The organism is Xenorhabdus hominickii (assembly GCF_002632725.1).
Taxonomy (GTDB): Bacteria; Pseudomonadota; Gammaproteobacteria; order Enterobacterales; family Enterobacteriaceae; genus Xenorhabdus; species Xenorhabdus hominickii.
Genome location: NZ_NJAI01000011.1, coordinates 35,183 through 58,339 on the forward strand (window position 1 = coordinate 35,183; position 23,157 = coordinate 58,339).

Consider the following 23,157-nt stretch of genomic DNA (forward strand, 5'->3'; position numbering starts at 1 on the left):
AAATGGCAGTCACGTAATAAGTTAAAAATGAGTGGATCACACCTTGTTCGGGTGAATGTTTCCGGGTAAATGTTTCGGATGTAAGTGCCAATGCTCTTCTGAACCAAGGTGATTTTTCCAGAGAGATTGATAAAGCGGGCAGCGATTCAGTAATTCGTCATGGGTACCGCTATCACACAGGGTTCCATGATCCATTACCAATATTTGATCAGCGCGGGTTATTGTGCTTAACCGATGAGCGATAACGAAAACGGTTTTATTCTGGGTAAGAGAATCAAACGCTTCTTGTATCAATCGCTCATTTTCCGGATCCAGTGAAGCGGTTGCTTCGTCCAGGAATAAAACAGGAGACTGTTTTAGAATAGCGCGAGCAATGGCAAGACGCTGGCGTTCACCACCGGACAATGTACCGCCATCCACACCTAAAAGGGTGTCGTACCCTTGTGGCAAGGCCATAATCGTATCGTGAATATTGGCAAGGTGGGCGGCTTGTTCCAATTCCAACTGAGTTGCATTCGGATTGCCCAAACGGAGATTATTCGCGACAGTATCCTGAAAGAGTGCTGTTTCCTGGAACACCATTGTGACGGTGTCATACAGGGCTTGGGTCTGATAATGATGGATAGGAGCACCACCCAGCCGGATTTCACCTTTACCCAGTTGATAAAAAGAGAGCAATAAATAGGCCAGCGTGGATTTACCGCTGCCACTTGGCCCCACAATGGCGGTCATACTGCCTTGTGGCGCATAAAATGAAACGTTTTGGATAGCTGGTTGGCTAGTGCCTGGGTAGCTAAATGAAACATTGTTAACTTCAATATCGTATTTGGCTGGTGCTGCTAATGGCCCGGAAACTTGCGTTTCAACCGCTTCTATCTCTGCAATATGCATTTCGCCCACTTGTGTCAATGCGGTCACATTGATCAGGGGAATGATCCCGCGTAAAGGGGTAATCGTGGCAAACAGCAGCAAAATCGTGATGAGCATTTCGGAAAGTGTGAGTGCTTCCGGAGAATGGAAACGTAGTGCTCCGGCTAGAATACCAACCACCACACTGGTATCAATGACAATGTAGAACAGACTCAGTAGCGGTATGCTTTTAAATACTCCACGGCGGAATGCAACACGTAATTGCTCAATTTCTTGGTCAAAACGCTGCTCTACCGTTGTGGTCGCCGCTGCTGCGCGGATAAAGGCCATGCCTTGTGCATACTCTACGATCGATTCAGACACGTCAGCCATCATCGCTGCCCGTCGACGCAATATTTCATTTAGCTTTTGACGGATTGCGCCCAGAATGATTAGACCAACCATCAATACCAATAGGGCACTGCCAGCAACAATCCAATCAAACCAGAATAAAGCCAGATAAATGAGCGCCAGCATCGTAATCTGACAGGTAATTTGTGGTGTGGTATAGGCGGATTGATTTTCCTGCCATTGCACATCTTCGGATAATGTCAGTGCTATTTTTCCGGCACTTAGCCCCCGGATTGTTGCGACAGACATACTGACAAGCCGCTGTAGCAAAGAACGACGGATTTCTATACCCAATCCATAAGCAGCAATGGTGAGTTTACGCAGTGCGCGAGACATAAAAGCGAACCGCAGCACCAGTAACAGAATCAATAACGTCAGAGTGATAAACGGCAGCATATTATTGCCACTCTCTTTCAGATGAGTATCCTCCAGATGGGTGATAGCCCAAGCTGCGATGGCAAGTTGAGCAATAATCGCAATGATATCAAGCTGCTTATATAACAACCCACAGAACCAAACCCGTTGCAGTTTCGGGGGCAAATGTTGCTGGAGACGATTAAATAGCCCCATGATAATTTTCTCCTGTTCCGGTAGTTTCTCCCCGCCAAGCGGCCCACTGTTTGGCATATGCGCCTTGCTGTGAAACCAATTCATCATGGGTACCTTGCTCAATAATTTGTCCTTTATCTAAGACCAGTATTTGATCAAGATGACGGATAGTCGGCAGGCGATGGGCAATAACAATCACTGTTTTGGTGTGACATAGTGCATTGAGTGCTTGTTGCATCTCTTTTTCACATTCAGGATCGGCATAAGCTGTGGCTTCATCCAAGACAAGAATTGGCGCATTTTTCAGGATAGCGGAGGCAACGGCGATACGCTGTTTTTCTCCCACAGACAAGCTGATACCGTTGTTAAGCACAGTATCGTAACCTTGTGGTAGCTGTTGAATAAATTGGTGTGCCTGTGCTGCGGTGGCTGCCGCTTCAACCTCGGCTTGGGATGCATCAGGGCGGGCCAGTCGGATATTATTGGCTATCGTATCGTTGAACAGAAATACACGCTGAAAAACAAAAGAAATGTTATTACGCAGGGTGGGTTCATCCATATTACGGATATCAATACCACCAACGGTAATTTTGCCTTGTTTCGGGTCCCAAAGACGAGCAATCAAACTGGCTACAGTCGATTTACCCGAACCACTGGCTCCTACCAGGGCCAGTGAACTTCCGGCAGGTACGGAAAACGAGATGTTATTTAATGCATTATCCTGCCCATTTTGATAGGAGAAGCTGACATTATGCAAGGTAACGCTATGATCGATAGGGGATTGAGCATTAGTCGTTGGACTCTGAGTACATGGTGTTAATTCAGGTTGATTCATTAACCAGTGATAACGTGTGATTAATGCTTCTTGCTGTTGCAAACGTGTCATCACCGCGAACATGGATGAAGCAATATTGCCGAATGCCATAGCGGCCAGAATAAAGAAGGTGAATTCAAATACAGAGATTTCTTGTCGGTTAAATAACCAGACTGCCAATGGAAGTACAAATAATAAGTTAGCGCTCGATAATACAAAAAAACGGCTGGATTTTACCTGCACTTTCTCAACCCAGACATCGATAATACGTGTCAGGGCAGTGAATGCTTCTTCAGCTCGCTGTAGCGCAATATTGCCGCCTGAATAGGTTTTTACCACAGGGATAGCATTGATAACTTCACCCATGGTCGAAGCAATACGATTTTGGGCTGCGTAAAAGTGCTGAGTTGTGGTTTGAACTTTTATCTGAATATAGATGAATAATAAACAAGCGCCCAAAGTTGGGGCGAATGCCGCTAATGCTAACCGCCAATCGATGACCAACATAACACTCAATGCGATCAGCGGGCCAAACAAGGTTGCGGACATCTCTGGAATGATATGGGCAATACCATCTTCAAGCTGTTCGACGTCATCTAACATCATCTTCTTGATTTCGGTGCTGTCAGTCTGCATGAAGAAGCCTAGGGGAACAGACTTCAACTTACTGCTGATGTTACGACGAACATCAGCCTGAACATCGGCGGCAATCAAATGAGAAACAAATGTTGAGCCACTGAAAGTCAACATAGCAGCAAAGGTAAAACCCAATAACGTGACACCGTAACTCAATAACGTGTCATATTGTCCGTCATAGATAGATTGGGTAATTAACCCAGCAACCGCTGCCGGTAGTATTTGTAGACCAGCAGAAACGATGGCAAGCAAAATTGCAATGTAACTCAGCGTGCGGTATGGGCGCATCATACCCCATAATGTCTTAATGACACCGGCATCAGCAGCGCGTTGCTCTGGCGAGTTCTGCGCAGAAGAGTCATAACTAAGCATAGGTGCTTTCCTTTTGGAAATCTCGGCGCTTGCGTAATATCCAGAACAGGCCAGTGAGGGTGAAGAGTGATGCAAGAGCGAAAAGGGAAGCGTAACTTGCTTTGGTCACAATTAGCCCGCCCAGCATTGAACAGATGATCGCTATACTCATATCTGCGGATTGCATCAATGCAAAATCCACACCAGACTGTGTACCTGCTGCCAGAGACATCATCTGGGTATACAAAGCAACAAATTTAGCCGCGGTGATTAACGTGATGAAAATGTATATGGCTGAAAGTAGGGAGAGAGAAGTTTCTGATTGTTGGGCAAGCCAGAAAATCCCCGCTAAGACCACACATTCAAGCAGCATAAGGCCCAATAATGTTTGAATAGCTCCTAGCTTGCGTACAATGATGCCGCCAGACAGGACACCAAATAATCCGGCCAATGCACCACCACTGGCTGCGATAATGCCAAGCTGAGTTAGATCTACTCCGCGATCGATTAAAAATGGGGAGAGCATTCCGAGTGACAGGCGCGTACCTACCATACATAACAGTATTAAAACCAGTGCTTGTTTAACCGGAGCACGGCGTAATGCACTCTTCAGAGAGGGCTTTGCCATATCTTTTGAAATCATAGCCTTTGAAACATCCGGTTCTTGCTTCTCCTGAGTTTTTCGGATGAACAAAATAGGCAGTGACATCAAGAAAATCACAATGGTTAATACACCTGCACCAATGTGCCAGCCATACAGTGAAGTCAGATATAAAAACAGGCCGCTGCCGATAATGGCCCCCAGATAACCGCCCCCGACCTGCATGACATTGCTCCAGGGACGATGTTGTGGTGATAACCGGTCAATAGCATGACCATCTGTGGTGGTATCTACGACGGTCAGGCAAAGTGTTATCAGAAACAAAGCCGTAATAATCAGCGGCATATGTTCAGCGGGGTTTGCCAATGACATAGCACAGAAAAGCAGGGTAATTAGCAGATTGCCACAGAGCATGAGGCGGCGAGGGTGAGTATCCCCCGAACCTGTTTTACGATAGCGCTCTACAATCGGCGCCCAAAGGAACTTGCATGCCCAGGGTAACATCAACAGATAAAGTAACCCTATCTTATCTGGTGTTACACCGTGGCTGCGCAAAAATGCGGGCATGCTTTGTAACGTTAACATGCCAATGGTACTTTGGATGGTGTAAACACCAGCCAAAGTCAGAAGCAGTAACGAGACGTGACGGGAATTTGAAATATTGTGCGTTTGCGTCATAGTGCAACGCTCACGTCCAGCCCAACATTCAAGCCCTTACTTATCATACTGAGCGTACTGGGGCCTTGCTGGAAACTAGAGACTCGGTACTTTTTGTTGCCCAGATTTTCGCCATAAAGTTTGACGTTAACACCATGAGCCATTTCTAAACTTAATGAGGCGTCATAAAGAGTATATGCTCCTTGTTCAAGGGTATTCGCTTCATTAAAGTAGCTTTTTGAATAGTGGCGGGCGCCCGCATTTACATAAAGGTTGCCTGGCAAGATTGTCTGATTAATCAGATAGTCGACACTTGTATTAAGCATGATATCTGGCGCATATGGCAGACGTTTGCCATTGTAACTTACGCCATTTATGGTATCGGTTGCATGAGTGAAGTTTGATTTACCTACACTGCCGCCAAGAGAAAATCTGAGTCCTTGCATTGGTTTGATCTGGCTACTCAGTTCAATCCCTTTACTTTCTGCTTTTCCGGCATTGCGAATGGATTGCATGGCAATAGGCCCAACATAGATCTGCTTATCTCTTGAACGGATATAATAAACTGCGCTGTTTAACGTCATGGCATTGTTAAAGAAAGATGTATGCCAACCGAATTCATAATTATCTGAGGTTTCGGTATCGTAAGATTTTTTATCATTGGCAGAGGAAACAATATTGTTGAACCCGCCGGGTTTATAACCTCTAGTTGCAGAAACATAGAAACGGGTATCAGGCGTGAATTGCCAGCCCAAAGCCGCTTTAGGTGTAAACTCGTTATTGGAAACTTGATTATTAAACGCATCAACCGCCATCGTGCCAGAACGGCCTGTATAGGCTATCTGCGATTTTTCATGCGACAAACGTCCGCCAAGGGTCAGATCCCATTGGGAAGCAACCGGTAATTTAACTTCACCAAACAGCGCCAGTGATTTTGTTTTAATCGTGTTAAGGGAATCACTGTAGTAACCAGGATAAGCACCAACCAGATGTTTACTATTTTCATCTGAGAACCAACCGCCGAGAATACTGGTTATTCCATTTGAATAGTTGGAATTTAAACGCAACTCTTGGGTTGTGGCGTCGTGTTTCTCTTTCCATTTACCCCCGACGAAATTACGGAAGATATCGCGATCCTGATAAGAAGTGACACTGGTCAATGCATTGTCACCGAAATCATATTCAGCTTTCAGTGCATAACTATTGACTCGTCGTTTTAAATCAGGGGTAGCACCATCAAACTTTTTCCGCCGGAATTGTTCGTCAGTTAAATAAAGTTCTTCGTGAGAATTAAGATCTTCATGAGCAAAGCTAAGTTCAGCGCTGAAAGGGGAATCATCTGGTGCAAATGTCAGTTGTCCTTTACCCAACCAGGTTTTGCTGGAATCAATATTTTTATCACCCCGATTTGGGGCATCAATTTGGCCGGGTTCTTTTACCCAGCGTAGGCTAGTACTGCCATAAAGAACACCCTCAATAAGAGGTGTTGATCCACTGAAGGAACCGCCTTGTTTCAATCTGGAATAATTACCAGATAAGTTAAGCCAAGGACCTTCTTTGGGCGAACGGGTAACAATATTGATAACACCCGCTTGGGCGTTTCCACCATATAAGGTGCCTTGAGGGCCTCGTAATAATTCTACACGTTCTACATTGATTAATTCTTGTGTTAGAAATTGGTGGTCCTGAGGAACGCCATCAACATAAATTCGAATGGAAGGTGAATAGTAATCAGGTGAACTGATGCCACGAATTGTGGTTGCCGAATAGGTTCGATTGCCACGAGAGCGGATTTGTAAACCGGGGAAAGCACGTTCAAGATCCTGCACTTGGGTGATGCCCGCCTGCTCAAGTTCTTCGCCAGTTTTAACCAAAACGCTGCCATCAATTTTATTTAATGCTTCTTCTCGTTTGTTAGCCGTCACGATCAAAACATCTTCTTTAGCTTCAGGTGCATGTTCTGCCCAAGCCATAGGTGAAACCAGGCAACATAAGACAGATGCCTTAGCATATTTTCTTTTCATATGAATACTCGTTATGCCTTGTCAAATTATGTTTTACAAAAAACAAGTGTGGTAAAACAAAAAACATCTCTGGGAGACTAACGATAGTAGAAAATCGGGGCTAACGGGATAGGGACAAAAGTAGCGCAATGCGTACTATTGATAATGATTATCATTAATGATAAATTGCGTGATATTTACATTATGTATATATATAAAATAAAAGCATAATGCTCTTAACACACACAACATGCTGTTTTTTTTATGTAAATAGCATTTGAAATGGAATCTGATGCTAATTTTACAGGGGATCTCATGAAGACGATCTATAGCGAGAAATTGGGAGTTTTCACTGCTGGCCATTGCAGTTATATACATTCACAGGTGGAGGAAAATGACATAACTCCCTCGTTGTTAACAGAGGAACTATCTGACGGAATTCACATAAACCGGATTCGTCTTGAGCTAAATAAAGATTTCACTGAATATTGTGAAGGGCCGCCAACAGTATCAATTGCTTTTGTTCTAAGCGGGAAAGGGAAAATGGCGATTGAGAATGGTGATGATTTAGATATTAATCCAGGAACAATGATTTTTTTCTATTCGCCTAAGATGACGCGTGGCATAAATTTCTTTGGCTGTGGAGCATGGCATATTCTTGATATCCGTTTTTCTCTGAACGAAATTGAAGCTCAGGAGTTGCCATCTTTTACCAAACTAACAACTGGTTTTGAAAAAAATGCGAGTTATAGCGATGTCTTGATGATGGCTCGTCCTATCTATCCACCATTTATGCAGATAGTCAATCAAATAGAAGAATGTCAATTAAATGGTAGTGTCAGAAAGGTTTATTTAAAGGCAAAAGCGTTGGAAATACTTGCTTGTGTGACTGCTCAAATTTATGACTGCCAGTATAATGCGATTAACGGCTTGCAGCGTCGTGCGGTTTACAATGCAATAAAGATAATTAACAGCGACTATCATTACCCTTGGACAATAAAATCATTATCAAGAGCAGTTGGTCTGAATGAACGGAAATTAAAAGAGGGATTCCGTGCAGTTGTTTTTCGTACATTTCATCAATATTTGGAAAACGTTCGTATGACTACAGCGGAAGATTTATTGAAGAAAGGGATGAGTGTCATTGAGGTTTCAGCCGCAGTGGGGTATTCCAGCCCAAGCCATTTTTCTAAACGTTTCCGGCAACACTATTTGATCAACCCTAAAGCATGGCAAGCAAAATATGCCGTTAACCATACATTATTGACCGAGCATATTGTTATGTAAAGTCAGCAAATCGTGCTCTACCGCCCGCTTAACAGCGGGCGGTATTACATATGAATATAAATATTTTTACCTAATCGACCTGGCTACAAAATAACGATATCGTTATTTTTCTTGTATAACAAATGATTAATTTTTTAATGGTTAATTATGGCTTCTTGCATACCATGATATATAGTCATTACTTGATATTGGTGTTTCAATTCCAAATTTATCCACTTCAAAACTGGAAATATAATCATTAATTTTTTCTGCGTACTCACGTATATATTCTGTTCGTCTTTCATCTGTTTTTTTAGATCTCTGCAAATCAATAACTTCATTTTGTAACAGTTTGCTCATGTTGCGGTGAACCCAATCAAGGAGATAACCTTCGATGATCATATCAATATCATCCATGTGATATGTGTCTATGATTGTTGTCACTAAAGATAAAACAGCATATGTTTGACTTAATTCAATAAAATCGGTGTCATGCTTATTGATGAAATCAAAATTTATTTTTTCTCCATTGATTATCAGTTTATTTAATTTATTTAATATAGAATTCATGTAATCATTTAAAATAAAAAACAAATCATGCTGAACATTTTCTTTACGGATGGTTACTCCATTAATAAAAATAATCTCTCCAGCTTTCAGGGAAAGTACGATATTATCACCTTCGGCGGTAATTGCACCAAAATTAGCTATTAAATAATGGGGGATTTTGTTGTTCATAAATAACCCATGAGCGCCACAACGCTCTCGGCAATTAAGTAATATTTCTTGTGTACGCCATGTGCATAAGGATTTTGCAGTAATAATTTCAATAAGTAGCTCATCTGGAAAGTTAAAATTTTTAACTGATCCTGATAGCATTACTGAAACTTTTTTCGTTAACTCTCTTAAATACAACGCATGTGTGACTGTACTCAGGGTATCCCAGGCAAGGCCTTGGCTAAAATGAAAATAATTTATCACTGGCATAGCACCAGAGTAGCCGAAAGTTTGTCGATGATGACCATATGTACTGGTGATATGGAGAGCCGATTTGGCCGCTGTAATCGAACTAACAGCCATACATAATTTCCCAGTATGTATGCGGTTTGTAACTAATGAAAACCGTTCTTTTAATTTTTTAGTATGTAATGATACCTGACCATTTTTGGTCAATGTTATCATATTGCCAGCAAGGAGCCCTTCAAAAGGAATTTCAATATTATCAAATGAAGTTATTGCGTTATCAAGATAAAATCCCGGCTTATCACCAAGCGAAGTAATTTTAACACCAGTAATTAATTGACCATTTACTGACAGAGGGACGACAAATGGAAAAATACCATATTTTTTCCCTGATACATTGAGCTGAGCTAAAATCACAGCTATTTTAGGTAACTCACATGGTATGGTATTAGGCATAAATTTATATGCACCAGAATTGGGAGAGTTAAGGATGAATACACCTTTTTCTGGTAAATAACTAGCCTGTGTTTCTATTGCTATCAGATTATTACCGTAAGCTAATTCTGTCGCCAAATATACGCCAATAGCACGACCTGAACAAAGCTCTTGGTATAAATTTTCTATATATGGAGTTTGATCGCCTAAATTGGCAATCGTCCCTATGGCTAGATTAAAATGAATTGACATCATAGAAACGACTGCGCCATCATGCGGAGCCACTAGCTCATGAAGCGTAACAAGATCATTAAATGATGTCACATTAATATTATTATTATGAATATAATTAAGTAACTCCGTGAATTTTTTTACTGACGATTGGTAATCATTACAGGTCACTTTAAGTATATTGACAATATTATCCGGCAGATTGGAAGTACCTATACTCAAATAGTGTTTTAATTTTAATGCTGAGTCACATAATAATTTCATCTTATTAATGCCTTATTTATTAATAATAAAATATATGTACGGTTCAATTTTGTTTTTGACATAGAACAGTGTTAAGAGCATTGATGATAAGTTATCTTTAGAGTTTCATGAACGCTAATTAATTCCATGTAAAAGACTTTTTATTAATAACAAAATTTTTCGTATATCAGTGCAACTATATTTTATATTGAGAATAAAAATTAAGGCAGGTTAATGAGCGAGGATACACTGCTATCGATTATGGTGTCCCTGTCTGTACTTTCCCGGCAACAAGCTGCGTTCAACTATTTCCAAATACGGACTCTACATTTCCTGAGTCTCTATCACCGTTTTTTGAAAATAGAGACTTCTATTTATTAGGCATTAATTTCCGGGTGGACCCCGTTGTATGGCTGAATATTCATCAACATAGTAAAAGAAGCGCTACTGACTGAATAATAGAAAAGTTACAGTTTTGGGAGCATTCAAAGGTTCGTGAGGTATTGAGTCGTTAACATTAATGTTTCACAATTTTGATTAACAACTCCCACTGAGCGTATGTATCGACTAGTTCATTTTGCAGGTAAATGTATGTTGATAATTGATGGTGAGGACACGTTTACTTCCATGCTGAAAACTTTATTTATTTCTATGGGGGAGAGCGCACAGCTCATCAAAGTGCAGGGCGAAATTAATTTTTATCCTTATGACTTAGTGGTAGCTGGGTAATCCGCTGGATGAAATATGGTCACCTGCGAATGAATGAAAAACTTATTATCGAGCAAGGATTTTGTTGAGATGTCGTTGTGTCATGTTTGGGAAAATCACGGGAGATAGTGGTCATACTGTGAATATTGGGTTGTCAGGAAAAATAGCATTCTTTGCAGACTGCCGTGGATACATATTCGTCAATTAAAAATAATTAATTAAAACAATATCTTAACTAAGTTGCTCCAGTCAAAAACATTCTACTTATTAAAATATACATTTGAAAAAGTAGCTTTTTTTAAATAAAATGGTGTGAGTAAAGTTCCCCAATTTTTACAGCGCGTAACCATTAAGACGCTGTAGAACTGTACTAAAAATAGGCATTCAGGGGATAGTAGATGGAAATGTTGATTCCGTTTATCCCTTATTTTTTGGGATGTGGTTTTGGCGAATTGAAGACATTGATGTCAGGAGGTAACTTTGAACCACCAGAATAAAAATAACCACGAAAATGATGATGATGATAAAAAATCACTTATTGTACTGACTGGCTCTCAACAAGATCAGAGGATGGTGACGTCTTTATCCATTCCGGGAAAACAGATCTATGACAATCCTGCGATTGCTTATCTTGTCAGTCTCGGTTCCAAACGCAGTCGTCAGACTATGAAATCATTTTTAAATATCGTGGCAAAAATGCTTGGATATCAAAATGTGCAGGACTGTACTTGGAGCGCATTGCGTCGTCATCATGTTCAAGCCATTATGGAAATGCTTTCAGATTCGGGTAAAGCCCCTGCAACGATCAATACTTATCTTTCTGCTTTGAAGGGGGTTGCGTTAGAAGCATGGTCAATGAAACAGCTCGATACCGACAATTTTCAACATATAAAACAAGTGCGTTCTGTCCGAGGAAATAGATTGCCAAAAGGAAGGGCACTTGAACGTTATGAAATCAAAAACCTGTTCTTTACCTGTGAAAATGATATCAGTACAAAAGGATTGCGTGATGCAGCCATTATTGGTGTGCTTGTAGGATGTGGGCTGCGTCGATCAGAAATTGTTTCTTTAGATATGAAAAATATTATTCGTCGCGAACAAGCACTGAGAGTTATGGGGAAAGGTAATAAAGAACGTTTATCCTATATGCCGGAAGGTACATGGGAACGTTTAAACCGTTGGGTAGATGAAGTACGCGGTGATCATCCCGGGCCACTTTTTACCCGAATTCGTCGCCATGATGATGTAACTGATAATCGTCTGTCAGATCAAGCGATTTACCATATTCTTGAGATACGCAGAATAGAGAGTGGATTGGAAAAATTTGCCCCTCATGATCTACGCAGAACATTTGCATCTGTCATGTTGGATAATGGTGAAGATATAGTGACCGTCAAAGACGCAATGGGGCATTCAAGTATCACTACAACTCAAAAATATGATAGGCGTGGAGATGAACGCTTACGAAATGCCGCTAGAAATCTGGATTTTTGATGAAGACTAATTCCTATTTTTCAACCACACTTCACATTCTTTTTTTAAAATAGTAAACGTTATTTCGAAAAACGCTATTTGCCTCTGTATGATTATCCAGCAGAGGCATGGTACTATTTTGTACATAAGATTCTTGTTGGCGTTGTTCAATTTGATATTTTTCATGTAGTTAAAATTACAGGTGTGCTTGTTATGACCTCAAAAACACTTTGGAATACTTACGGTTCAACTTCTCTTTTCGTTTTATTATGGAGTAGTGGAGCTGTCTTTTCTCGATGGGGACTGGATCATAGTTCTTCCTTCGCGATTTTAACTGTACGTTTTGCCATTGCTTTTCTATTCTTATTACTTCTCTGCTTATTTAGAAAGCGTTATTTTCCCATGCAAGGAACGACCAAGAAAGTTGCGGGTGTTGGCTTATTGATCATTGCTGGGTATTCTATTTTTTATTTTCTTGCATTGGAGAATGGAATTACTCCCGGCATTTTGGCAACAGTAATGGGAATTCAACCCATTATTACACTTTGGGTGATGGAACGACATTTCTCGTTTCGTCGTTTGATGGGCTTACTATTATCTTTGACTGGTCTGATACTCGTTGTGTTTCAAGGGTTAGTCATGACTCAATTTTCTTTTGCAGGAACTTTTTTTTCTTTAGCTGCACTGGCTTGTATGAGTATTGGTGCTATCTTTCAGAAACAGATCCAACAACCTCCCTCCGATGTTCTACCTTTACAATATGGCGTAAGTTTACTGGTATGTTTGTTATTTGTTCCTTTCAAACCATTTCATATTGAACCTGTTATCGGTTTTATTATTCCCGTACTGTGGCTTGGTTTAGTCATCTCAGTAGTTGCTCAATTATTACTTTATCGTCTTATCAGAACAGGCAATCTTGTTAATGTTACCAGTTTGTTTTATCTTGTTCCGGCTGTAACAGCAATAATGGATTATTTATTTTTAGGTAATGCATTATCTATTTTAAGTATGATTGGAATGGTTGCAATAATACTAGGTTTAGTTCTGATTTTTCGTGAGAAAGGAACAAAAAACCGTTAATAATATTAAGTTAATTCAAATAATTATAATTATTATAATTTATTTTTATATTATGTGTTGTATTTAAAATAATAATGCCATTAAAAATAACTATAGTTGCTAAATTTTAAAATCCGATTAACCTAAACAGGAGGCCATAATCGGATTTTTTATTATACAACGGTAGAACCTATCCCATTAGATCCTTAACTAAATTCATTCTTTATAATATAAGGACATAAATAACGAAAGGAGATAATATGAAAAATTTACCTCATTCGAAATTATTTAAATCACCTGTCAATGCATTTACTGAATGGGACCCGCTTGAAGAAGTGATTGTTGGTATTGTTGATGGTGCCAGATTTCCTTCATGGCACATGGCATTAGAGCCTGTCCTGCCAGAACAACAAATTGTCAATTTTCAACGAAATGCAGGCCGTACTTTTCCCAAAGAACGTATTGAGGCAGCTTCTCGAGAATTGGAAGAATTTGTTCATATTCTTGAAAGTGAAGGAGTTAAAGTCCGTCGTCCTGACGCACAAGATCAATCACTAGTATTTGGGGCCCCAGGATGGACAAGTACAGGATTATATTGTGCCATGCCTAGAGATGTACTTTTGGTTATTGGTGATAACATTATTGAATGTCCATTGGCATGGCGATCTCGTTATTTTGAAACAGCCGCTTATAAGTCTTTATTGAAAGAATATTTCAGAGCAGGTGCTAAATGGAATGCTGCACCGAAACCTCAACTGACTGATGAACAATATAATTTTAATTGGGGAAAAGAGAGTAATGAACAGCAGAAAGTCGCTCTTGCTGTTACAGAATTCGAACCCACTTTTGATGCGGCTGATTTTTATCGTTGTGGCCGAGATATTATTGCTCAAAAAAGTCATGTAACAAATGATTTTGGGATTGAATGGTTAAAACGACATATTGGTGATGAATATCGAATACATGTATTTGAATTTGATGATCCAAACCCCATGCACATTGATGCGACGTTTGTTCCTATTTCACCTGGAAAACTGCTAATTAATCCTAAAAAAGTATCAAAAATTCCTGATTTATTTAAAGGGTGGGATGTATTACATGCGCCAGCACCGATTATTCCGGACAATCACCCTTTATATATGACCAGTAAATGGATCAATATGAATATCCTGATGTTGGATGAAAATAGGGTAATTGTTGAAAAACAAGATGAACCCATGATAGCAGCAATGAAACGTTGGGGATTTACGCCTATTCCATGTAATTTCAGAAATTTCAATAGCTTTGGTGGATCTTTTCATTGTGCAACATTAGATGTGAGACGTTGTGGTAGTTTACAGTCTTATTTCTAATTATTCATCAATAAATTTTAAAATCATCGGTAGTGAGTATCTGAAAAATTCAGGTAATTTTATTTTGTGATGAGATCATTCATTTATTTTATAGAATTATTGAGTTTGATACTCAATAGGTTTCAAATTGCAGCGCGGAAAAAAAAGCGGTAATTAGAAAGATGAAGAGCACAGAGATATTCTCTACCGGAAATATTAGCAGTGAGGTAAATATGAAAATCTGGAGATATTCAACTAAAGATTCCATCATGTTTATACTAAGCTTATTAAATATTATTGTCAGTATAACACTGGCATTATCTTGGAGTAATTTATCTATTTCAGCTTGGTCAGTTAATGTTACCATTCTGTCATTCATGACAACTTATAATATTATCGTTATTTCACATTTTTTACTCATACCCCGTGGTTTATATCACCAACTATGAATAGTTTCGTTTCCATGTTGAACTCCATCAACATAGGACAATCCCTTCAAGCTTATAACTTTACTCATGTCAGGAATCACCATAAATATCATAATGATAATGGAAATCCTATCAACGATAGGTCATCAACTTTTTTAGGTGGTAAAGGCGGTGAACACAACACATTGTGGAATTATGCTGTTCTTGGAGGTTTCAGCACCTTGTACAGTATAATTCCACACATATTATGGGCGTTATTTTTATGGGCAAAACCATTTAGTGGGCGTGACCATCATTTTGAAAAATTGGTTTCAAAAAATGAAATCAATAAAAAGAAAGAATTTGCTCAATTGCGTTTGGATAGGATTACAATGTTTATTGGTCTAGTAATTTTATTCAGTATATCTTGGCAATGGACATTACTTTGTTATTTACCTTCACTCTTATTCGCTTTTATTTTAGTGAATTTACAAAATTATTATGAGCATCATGGGGCTAATCCGGAAAGTAAATTCACCAATTCAGTCAGTCATTATGGGAAACTATATAATTTATTGACTTTTAATGATGGATATCATCAGGAACATCATATTTCAGGTGGTACGCATTGGAGCCTTCTACCTAAATTACGTGAAAGATACATTGACAAATTTAAAGAGTAGGAAAGAATTATCAGCCCAGTGCCAGCAATTTTAGGTTTTTTACACAGAAAAAGAAGCTTGCTGCATAAAAAGCAAGAAACAAAGACACGGTAATCCTCGTAAATAGGTGAAGATAAATAACATATTACTTAAAAAAATAAAGGAATAGCCATGATGCCTAAAAAATTATCACTAACAGGAATAAAACTGACAGCATCAGAATTTGTTATACATGAGACTGAAGGTCATATAGCAATAGATACAGTTGATGCTCTTTTAAATGGTCATCTAGCTGCATGTCGAATCCGTAACTTTTTATCATGGGAACAACGAAAGAAAATCATTGATAACTTTTGGCGATCTTCAGCCAGAAAACCTCGCTATGGTGAAGGAATAGATGGGGTAGAGGGGTATTTTCTTGGTGCTTCTCACATAGAGAAAACGACTTTTGAGTATCTAAAAGAAGCTGAGTATTTTCACTCTGCAATTGATGAATTATTTCAAGGAGCAATTAATCCTCTGGAGCGGTTTGTGGATCAACTAAATGAGTCACGGTCAGAGAACTTATTGCATATTCGGCCAGCTACATATCAAGGAATTCCTGCTGGTAATGCTAAAGCGGTTTACTGGAATAATTCCGGAGAATTTCTTCTCTTACCTCATGATGATTTAGCTCAACTTAGCGACCCATTACAAAGTGGTTTTGAAATTCAATGTGTCCAGCGTGTGATGGCTGTGAATTTTTACGCAGAAGTTCCACAAGGTGGTGGACAATTAAAAGTATGGAATATAGATCCAGATGTTGCTTCTCGTTCAGCTTTTGGGCTAACACATAGTGGTTTTCCTTATCCAGCAGAGTTACTCGAAGAACATGAAAGTATGGTTATCGATATAACTCCAGGGGATTTAATCCTGCTCAATGGCAATTTGGTACATGCTGTTTTAACGGGAAATGCCAACCAGTTGCAGGAAAAACGGTTGCTTATTACGTGCTTTATGGGTATCCACAAAGATGGTGACCTTATTTGGTGGACATAGATTTTGGAACAATATTATTTAGCGTATATTATAAAATTGCCCGAAATAAGCATGATTTTGATTTCGGGCAATCATTTTCTGGCGATAATTGTTCAATTTATGGCTCTTCATCCACACTAATAGGACAAACAAATCCATCTGGTTTAATGGCAAGCAAATCACATTTTAATTTATCAATAACATGCTCAGCAGTATTACCAAGAAACGCAGCGGATAGCCCCGTTCGGCCTAGAATGCCTAAAACAACGACTCCTGCATTTAATTCATCGCATACTTCCGGAATGACTTTTTCCGGTATACCTTCATGAACATGGGTGTACTGCTCACTAATCGAAAATTTTTGCCGCAATTCCTTCATAGAAACAAGATGTTGACCACGCAATGCTTGGTTATACACATTCGGATCAAAATCAGGTAGCTCTGTGGCAATATTTAAAGGTGCAACCGGATAAGCACTAACAAGATGAATCAGTGGTTCTTTTACAATTCGATTGGCAAGATCTTGTGTTTCTCGCACTAATTTAAGATTTAGTTCATTATGATAAGATTCTTCATTGGATAAATTGACTGCAACAACCGCAGAGCCACTTTCTGGCCATACTTGATCTTTTACCATCCAGACAGGACAGGGACTTTTACGTAGCAATTGCCAATCAAGTGGAGTGAAAATGATGGATCCCAGTCGAGAATGCTGATGTGCCATTTTCAATAATAAGTCATGATTTTCAGTGATGATTTCTTGAATAATGGCTTCGTAAGCGCGATTGTGCCAAACAACTTTGATCTCAATATCAATCCCTGACTCAAGATAGTAATAGGCTTGCTGCTTTATCCAAGCGGCTCGTTGCCCAATAACACCTTTGCACATGGCATTTCTTTCTTCGGGAGAAAGAAGGCTGGTCATTTCATATGAAATATCATAGATAGGTAGAAAGGCTTTAATTCGACCACCATTACGCTGCACGATATAAACTGCACGTCTTAATGCGGGCTGATCATCCTGATTGGGGTCAATTGCAACTAAGATATTTTGGTAGTTTGCCATATTGAGTTCCTCGCAGAGGCTGAATGCCCCCTTCATACAGAAGATAAACCAATATAACCAACTATAACAGGGTAAAAAAATGCCAGATCAGGAAAATATAGTGATCTGGCTTAAAATTTAGATGACATCAGGATGCGGTAGCGGGAGCTTTACCAGCCAATTCCGTCAATTTAGCCATATCTTCGACCGCGATATATTTGCCTTTGACCGCCAAAATGCCATTCTTCTGGAAACGGCCAAGTAAGCGACTAATTGTCTCAACAGTCAAACCAAGATAATTGCCAATGTCGCCACGTGTCATGGTCAAACGGAATTCACGAGGTGAGAAGCCTCGTTGCGCAAAGCGGCGGGACAAGTTGTAGACAAAGGCGGCCAGCCTTTCTTCCGCATTCTTTTTGGAGAGCAACAGGATCATCTCTTGGTCACCTTTGATTTCGCCACTCATCAAGCGCATCATTTGCTGACGCAGATTAGGCATTTTTCCAGAGAGATCATCCAGAGTTTCAAACGGAATTTCACATACCATCGATGTTTCGAGAGCTTGGGCAAAACTTGGGTGTTCGGTGTTAATAATGGCATCGAACCCAACTAAATCACCCGCAAGGTGGAATCCTGTAATTTGTTCATCGCCTTCTTCAGTAATTGTATAACTTTTGATTGTCCCAGAACGGATGGCATAGAGTGATTTCAATGCATCACCCGCCTTAAACAACGTTTGCCCTTTCTGGATAGGCTTCTTGCGCTCGATGATATTATCTAGCTGATCAAGTTCGTGTTCATTTAAGGTGAAAGGAATGCAGAGCTGGCTAATGCTACAATCCTGACAGTGGATTGCGCAACCACCAGATTGAATCCGACGAATAATACGTTTTTCCGGGATCATAGGGAATGCTCATTAGAAGTGATTGATATGAGAGCTAATTTAACATATTTAGGTAGCTCTGATAAGAGGTAGATACTCCTATTAATCACGGCATAACTATCGAAAAAAAGTAAATTTTTTTTTGGATTAACATTGAACTTGCGTAAAATTTTGCCCATTCAATATAATATCTCAATCAAACTAAAATTGAATCAATAAGATATGGATGTAATACGCGTCGATGATGTTTTTTGATTACAGAGAAATGGAATAGAATTGACATGAGTGAATGGCTGTTGATTGCATTTACAATGGCAGTACAAGGCTCCATTGGGCTTGTGCTGATGAGTGCACTTTATATTTACTGGTTTAAGCATAAATTAAACACATGGCACAATTCGATGACTATCATTGTGCAAAGAACCTTATTAGTCAGCAATGTGTTGGCAGGGATCAAGTTAGTGGCCTCCCTAAACATTTTAGAGTACCCGTTGAATGTTTATCACTCATTCCGTCATGTTATGCCGGAATGGGTAAACACAGAAACAACTTTTGCTGCCATCTATTTTGGTCTGCTGGTTTTATATACGATTTTTATCGTAATCATAAAACAAGTACATGCTTATATCCTTCTGGGGATAGGTATCATTGGTTTAATCAGCCTTCATTATATGGCGATTATTTACGTTAACAGTGAGATGGTCACTTGGACAAACATTAATACTTATTTTCTGTTCTACAGTGCGGTGTTTACATTGGGGCCTGCGTTGGCACTGTCATTTATTGGTTGTCCGTTAAGAAAACACATTCAAGGACCATTGCCTATCAAATTGGTGATGACAGCACTGTTGGTTGTGTTTATCAGTATAACAGTGCGCTTGATTGAACACCCAGCCTATATGGGGTGGTTAGCGGAAGCCATAACAGTGAATGATAATGCTATTTTTCCACACCAAGTTGAACTTAATATCAAAAGTGCCTTTGGACTGAGGATGGTTTCATGGTGCTTATATATCATTGCAATGACAGTTTGGACGTATGCTTTATGGAAGGAGAAATATAGCTTATCATTGCATAATAATTATTCTATTTTACTTGGTGCAATTTTTATGTTTATCGCTGAGTTAGCTAATCAATATACATTTTTTGCTATGTGCAATATATAACATACTCTTTATTTTTCAATTTACAGCTTTGTTGGTTGTATTCACTTACTCCAATCGCATAACTTATCTATGTTTTGTTCTGCATAACAGAATTTGTGAAAAAATCACGCTTTCTGTTATGTGTGAACGCCATCATTAGAGCCTAATGGTATGGCTTGTATAGTTCATATATAAATCTTTACTCCATAACACCTTAAGACATTCTTCGCATTTCTTTGTAGTAGCGCACAAATTTAAAGTTAATTATTAACTTATTATTAATATTCATAGAATAATGTCTTATATCTACAAAAATAGATTAACCTGGCACAGGTAGTAGAGTGATTTTTGTGCATTACCTAAAAATCAAACAATATACTTTCAAACAGTTATTGTGGGCTTTTTATCAGCATCACAAGGAATCCTTCATTCATATAGAAAATAAAAAAATTTATTAATAAATTTATAAAATTTAACTTTACTATAAAACACAAAAAATCAGTTAAAAGGTTGCGCAAATTATGACCAAGCCATTTCATCCAAATTTAAATATAGATGCGTTGTTTTTGGGCCCAAAATCAGAAAATGCGGTTTTTTTTAGAGAGATGATGGACTATGCAGTTAGCGAACACATACATTGGCGCTCAGGTTTTCATCCCGAAGATTCGGCCTTGGTCACATCTGTTGACCGTTATGAACACAATTACAGAGAAACACTTTACCAGACAGAAGGGATCTTAAATCAGTTATCAGCAAAACTGAAAAACACGTCAATCCCTTTCTTTTCTCCCCGTTATCTTGGCCATATTAGCAGTGATACGTTGATGGTTTCTAACCTTGCTTATGTTATGGCCATGATGTACAACCCAAACAACTGTAGCTATGAATCCTCTCCTACAACAACAGAGCTGGAACTTGAATCCGGGTTAGATCTCTGCCGCATGTTTGGTTATGATCCTCAGCAATCTTGGGGACACATCACTTCTGGCGGTACTGTAGCTAACTATGAAGGATTATGGGTTGCCAGAAATGTAAAAACGTTACCTTTTGCAATTTCCCAACATCCAAAAGCAAAAGATCTGCTCAATCATAAATCTCCTCAGCAATTGAGAAACATGTCAACGGCTGAAACTCTAGATTTAATCAGTGAACTGCAACAGCGTGGAATTTTCGAGGAAGTCCGCGATATGACGTGTCGTGGCATTGGAGTAAAACCAGAAATATTGGGCAAACTACTGGTTCCACAATCCAAGCATTACTCTTGGATGAAAGCAGCAGATATTTTTGGTATCGGTCAGGAAAACATTATTTCATTGCCTGTTAATGAAAACTATCAAACTGACATTGTTCAAATGAGGAAGATAGTTTTTGATTTAATTGAAAAAGGCGAGTCAATTTTGGCAATGATTGCTGTGGTAGGAACAACGGAGGTTGGGGCGATAGATCAAATTGATAAAGTCATCGCATTGAGGCAGGAATGTGAGGAGCTTTATGGTGAATCATTCTATATCCATGTTGATGCAGCTTATGCAGGATACGCTTGTTCTATGCTCCTGAATGAACAAGGAGAGTTTGTAGAATATGATGATCTGGTTAATCATCATCGTACGATAGGAATTATGCCTGAAGGCATTAGCTGGCCGAAACCGGAGGTTTACCAAAGTTTCAAGGCATTGAAAGAAGTTGATTCGATTACAGTTGACCCGCATAAGGTTGGATTTATTCAATACGCGGCTGGTGCCATCTGTATGAAAGACAAACGTATTCTCGACCTGATTTCTTCCCGGGCGGCTTATGTCTTTGAAGAGAAAAACGATAATACGAATCCCTCAGCTATCAATAGAGGAATTCTAGGTTCATCTATCATGGAAGGCTCAAAAGCAGGAGCGACAGCAGCGGCTCTCTGGGCTGCCCATCGATTATTACCTTTGAATATCAATGGATATGGAAAAATCATCGCTGCCGGTATTGTCACCGCTCACCGTCTATTGGATAAGCTCGCGAATTTAGCGCCAATAGAAGTAGGTATGCATCGGTTTGAAGTGCATATTATGCCATTCCCTGATTTTCATATGATTAACTTCACATTCAAAGAAGTTGGCAACGAGAGTTTGACCCGCCACAATGCCCTCAATAAACGCCTTTATGAACTTTGTTCATATTATACAGGGCGTGCTTATGCCAACGATTTTCTTACATCATCCACCATACTGGATTACAAAGAGTATGGTGATACACCGCAGCATTATGCAGAAAAATGTGGTTTTAGCCGCAGTGAATGGGAGAAAACCCGCCGCATTTATGTATTACGAGCTGCGGTAATGACTAGTTGTTTGCGTAATGAAGAACATTTCGAAGAGTTTTGGCAGAAACTTCAAGCTATCTTTGTTAGTAAACTGAATCAGTTGGTTGATGAAGAAGAGAAAAAAGTACGACGGACAACCAGTATAGATAAACCGTTTATTGCTGTCCGGTCATGATAATTTGAATATGACGTCGCTGACATTTTCATTAACCTAAATAACTACCAGCAAAAAGAGCCTGAAAAGCTTTTCAGGCTCTTTTCATTACCTCGAATATTTCAATATTATTTATTTTATACCTACCCAAACAGTCCAAAAATCTTTTTCAACAATAAAATCCGACAGCGTTCCCAGCTTCTGAATCAGATCGTACCATTCTTATTGGGCTTCACGGCCAACATAAGCATATTTGTTTTCTTTGGCATTAAAGTTGATTGGCATAATCAATGTCCTTACGGTTGCTTTCTCAATTGGCGATAGGGATCACGCCCAAAGAAACACCGAATCCCATCAGAATGACACCAATGACTCGATTAAGTATGGTTTGTTTTTCTAACATGGCAGCTCTAAGTTTATAGTGAGAAAAGAAAACAGCAACGCTTATAAACCAGATAAGGTGCATGAGAGACATAAAAATCCCATAACTCATTTGCAAGCCGATACTGGTGGATGGTGAAACAATCTGAGTAAAGGTACTGACAACAAAAAGTGTCGATTTAGGATTCAATACATTTGTCAGAAAACCCGTTCTAAACGCCGTAATTGCAGCCTGTTTTGTTGAGTTAATATCAACATCAATTTCTGTTTTTGATGTGATCGTCTTATAACCTATGTAGATAAGATAAATAGCTCCCGCAACTTTTATGGCGAGTAATATATTGGGTGAATGCGCAATTAAAATACCAATACCAAGGATGGTATAAGCAACATGAACCAATATACCTGATGCTATCCCAATGGCTGCTAATATGCCGGCTCGTCGGCCGTAAAGATAACTGTTGCGGGTGATCATTGCAAAGTCAGCCCCCGGGCTGATAACTGCAAGAATAGTAATAACGGCTACAGCAATTAACTCTGTCATTATGTCCTCTGAATAGCACTTGTCATATTTTGAT

At 39.3% G+C, this 23,157-nt stretch carries 17 protein-coding genes; 9 read left to right on the top strand and 8 right to left on the bottom strand.

The genetic code is table 11. The annotated features are described in order from the left end of the window. Positions 1–36 precede the first annotated feature (36 nt). The 4 genes from Xhom_RS23065 to Xhom_RS23080 are packed head-to-tail and all read right to left on the bottom strand — an operon-like array spanning position 37 to position 6,892. Positions 37–1,932 carry an ABC transporter ATP-binding protein gene (locus Xhom_RS23065; protein ID WP_232326280.1) on the bottom strand — a complete coding sequence of 632 codons (1,896 nt, stop codon included), beginning with the start codon at positions 1,930–1,932 and terminating at the stop codon, positions 37–39. Further along, complete coding sequence (locus tag Xhom_RS23070; RefSeq protein WP_069315709.1) at positions 1,817–3,631, bottom strand: ABC transporter ATP-binding protein; 1,815 nt, start codon at positions 3,629–3,631, stop codon at positions 1,817–1,819. Before Xhom_RS23070 ends, Xhom_RS23065 begins: the two co-directional genes overlap by 116 nt. Beyond that, positions 3,624–4,889, bottom strand: coding sequence for an MFS transporter (locus Xhom_RS23075; RefSeq protein ID WP_069315710.1), 1,266 nt, complete (start codon positions 4,887–4,889; stop codon positions 3,624–3,626). The genes Xhom_RS23070 and Xhom_RS23075 overlap by 8 nt, the downstream gene beginning before the upstream one ends. Next, positions 4,886–6,892: a TonB-dependent receptor gene (locus Xhom_RS23080; protein ID WP_084023025.1), complete on the bottom strand. Its 2,007-nt coding sequence runs from the start codon at positions 6,890–6,892 to the stop codon at positions 4,886–4,888. Before Xhom_RS23080 ends, Xhom_RS23075 begins: the two co-directional genes overlap by 4 nt. A gap of 294 nt (positions 6,893–7,186) precedes the next feature. Between Xhom_RS23080 and Xhom_RS23085 the strand changes: the two genes are divergently transcribed. Further along, positions 7,187–8,158, top strand: coding sequence for a helix-turn-helix transcriptional regulator (locus tag Xhom_RS23085; RefSeq protein ID WP_069315712.1), 972 nt, complete (start codon positions 7,187–7,189; stop codon positions 8,156–8,158). Between the two features lie 141 nt (positions 8,159–8,299). On the opposite strand, the gene Xhom_RS23090 is transcribed toward Xhom_RS23085, so the two are convergent. Next, positions 8,300–10,030, bottom strand: coding sequence for an acyl-CoA dehydrogenase family protein (locus tag Xhom_RS23090; RefSeq protein ID WP_069315713.1), 1,731 nt, complete (start codon positions 10,028–10,030; stop codon positions 8,300–8,302). Positions 10,031–10,600: 570 nt separating this feature from the next. Here Xhom_RS23090 and Xhom_RS31675 point away from each other — a divergent pair. From Xhom_RS31675 to Xhom_RS23115, 6 genes are all read left to right on the top strand, one after another. Continuing rightward, the gene (locus Xhom_RS31675; RefSeq protein WP_157104603.1) at positions 10,601–10,738 is read left to right on the top strand and encodes a hypothetical protein; all 138 of its coding nucleotides are present in this window, start codon (positions 10,601–10,603) and stop codon (positions 10,736–10,738) included. Between the two features lie 549 nt (positions 10,739–11,287). After that, entirely contained in the window at positions 11,288–12,211 is a 924-nt protein-coding gene (locus tag Xhom_RS23095; RefSeq protein WP_232326355.1) for a tyrosine-type recombinase/integrase, read from the top strand. 192 nt (positions 12,212–12,403) lie between these two features. Next, positions 12,404–13,270 (top strand): DMT family transporter, encoded by an 867-nt coding sequence (locus Xhom_RS23100; protein ID WP_069315715.1) that lies wholly within the window; start codon positions 12,404–12,406, stop codon positions 13,268–13,270. A 239-nt stretch (positions 13,271–13,509) separates the two neighbouring features. Then, positions 13,510–14,601 (top strand): amidinotransferase, encoded by a 1,092-nt coding sequence (locus Xhom_RS23105; RefSeq protein WP_069315716.1) that lies wholly within the window; start codon positions 13,510–13,512, stop codon positions 14,599–14,601. A gap of 442 nt (positions 14,602–15,043) precedes the next feature. Then, the gene (locus Xhom_RS23110; RefSeq protein WP_232326281.1) at positions 15,044–15,670 is read left to right on the top strand and encodes a fatty acid desaturase family protein; all 627 of its coding nucleotides are present in this window, start codon (positions 15,044–15,046) and stop codon (positions 15,668–15,670) included. 150 nt (positions 15,671–15,820) lie between these two features. Continuing rightward, positions 15,821–16,687, top strand: coding sequence for a 2OG-Fe(II)-dependent halogenase WelO5 family protein (locus Xhom_RS23115; RefSeq protein ID WP_232326282.1), 867 nt, complete (start codon positions 15,821–15,823; stop codon positions 16,685–16,687). 97 nt (positions 16,688–16,784) lie between these two features. Here the strand turns inward: Xhom_RS23115 and uspE are convergent, their stop codons facing one another. Both uspE and Xhom_RS23125 read right to left on the bottom strand, forming a co-directional pair. Further along, entirely contained in the window at positions 16,785–17,732 is a 948-nt protein-coding gene (gene uspE / locus Xhom_RS23120) for a universal stress protein UspE (RefSeq protein WP_069315718.1), read from the bottom strand. 127 nt (positions 17,733–17,859) lie between these two features. Next, positions 17,860–18,615 carry an FNR family transcription factor gene (locus Xhom_RS23125; protein ID WP_069315719.1) on the bottom strand — a complete coding sequence of 252 codons (756 nt, stop codon included), beginning with the start codon at positions 18,613–18,615 and terminating at the stop codon, positions 17,860–17,862. A gap of 260 nt (positions 18,616–18,875) precedes the next feature. Between Xhom_RS23125 and Xhom_RS23130 the strand changes: the two genes are divergently transcribed. Both Xhom_RS23130 and Xhom_RS23135 read left to right on the top strand, forming a co-directional pair. Continuing rightward, positions 18,876–19,760: a dimethyl sulfoxide reductase anchor subunit family protein gene (locus tag Xhom_RS23130; protein WP_069315720.1), complete on the top strand. Its 885-nt coding sequence runs from the start codon at positions 18,876–18,878 to the stop codon at positions 19,758–19,760. 500 nt (positions 19,761–20,260) lie between these two features. After that, positions 20,261–22,219 (top strand): pyridoxal phosphate-dependent decarboxylase family protein, encoded by a 1,959-nt coding sequence (locus Xhom_RS23135; RefSeq protein ID WP_069315721.1) that lies wholly within the window; start codon positions 20,261–20,263, stop codon positions 22,217–22,219. A 289-nt stretch (positions 22,220–22,508) separates the two neighbouring features. On the opposite strand, the gene Xhom_RS23140 is transcribed toward Xhom_RS23135, so the two are convergent. Further along, positions 22,509–23,123 (bottom strand): LysE family translocator, encoded by a 615-nt coding sequence (locus Xhom_RS23140; RefSeq protein WP_069315722.1) that lies wholly within the window; start codon positions 23,121–23,123, stop codon positions 22,509–22,511. Positions 23,124–23,157: the final 34 nt, after the last annotated feature.

Excerpts from the sequence above, each read along its gene's own strand:
- Xhom_RS23075 (WP_069315710.1), bottom strand. The coding sequence starts at position 4,889 with ATGACGCAAACGCACAATATTTCAAATTCCCGTCACGTCTCGTTACTG.
- Xhom_RS23090 (WP_069315713.1), bottom strand. The coding sequence starts at position 10,030 with ATGAAATTATTATGTGACTCAGCATTAAAATTAAAACACTATTTGAGT.
- Xhom_RS23070 (WP_069315709.1), bottom strand. The coding sequence starts at position 3,631 with ATGCTTAGTTATGACTCTTCTGCGCAGAACTCGCCAGAGCAACGCGCT.
- Xhom_RS23085 (WP_069315712.1), top strand. The coding sequence starts at position 7,187 with ATGAAGACGATCTATAGCGAGAAATTGGGAGTTTTCACTGCTGGCCAT.
- Xhom_RS31675 (WP_157104603.1), top strand. The coding sequence starts at position 10,601 with ATGTTGATAATTGATGGTGAGGACACGTTTACTTCCATGCTGAAAACT.
- Xhom_RS23105 (WP_069315716.1), top strand. The coding sequence starts at position 13,510 with ATGAAAAATTTACCTCATTCGAAATTATTTAAATCACCTGTCAATGCA.
- Xhom_RS23110 (WP_232326281.1), top strand. The coding sequence starts at position 15,044 with ATGTTGAACTCCATCAACATAGGACAATCCCTTCAAGCTTATAACTTT.
- Xhom_RS23095 (WP_232326355.1), top strand. The coding sequence starts at position 11,288 with ATGGTGACGTCTTTATCCATTCCGGGAAAACAGATCTATGACAATCCT.
- Xhom_RS23080 (WP_084023025.1), bottom strand. The coding sequence starts at position 6,892 with ATGAAAAGAAAATATGCTAAGGCATCTGTCTTATGTTGCCTGGTTTCA.
- Xhom_RS23125 (WP_069315719.1), bottom strand. The coding sequence starts at position 18,615 with ATGATCCCGGAAAAACGTATTATTCGTCGGATTCAATCTGGTGGTTGC.
- Xhom_RS23135 (WP_069315721.1), top strand. The coding sequence starts at position 20,261 with ATGACCAAGCCATTTCATCCAAATTTAAATATAGATGCGTTGTTTTTG.
- Xhom_RS23115 (WP_232326282.1), top strand. The coding sequence starts at position 15,821 with ATGATGCCTAAAAAATTATCACTAACAGGAATAAAACTGACAGCATCA.
- uspE (WP_069315718.1), bottom strand. The coding sequence starts at position 17,732 with ATGGCAAACTACCAAAATATCTTAGTTGCAATTGACCCCAATCAGGAT.
- Xhom_RS23100 (WP_069315715.1), top strand. The coding sequence starts at position 12,404 with ATGACCTCAAAAACACTTTGGAATACTTACGGTTCAACTTCTCTTTTC.
- Xhom_RS23140 (WP_069315722.1), bottom strand. The coding sequence starts at position 23,123 with ATGACAGAGTTAATTGCTGTAGCCGTTATTACTATTCTTGCAGTTATC.
- Xhom_RS23130 (WP_069315720.1), top strand. The coding sequence starts at position 18,876 with ATGAGTGAATGGCTGTTGATTGCATTTACAATGGCAGTACAAGGCTCC.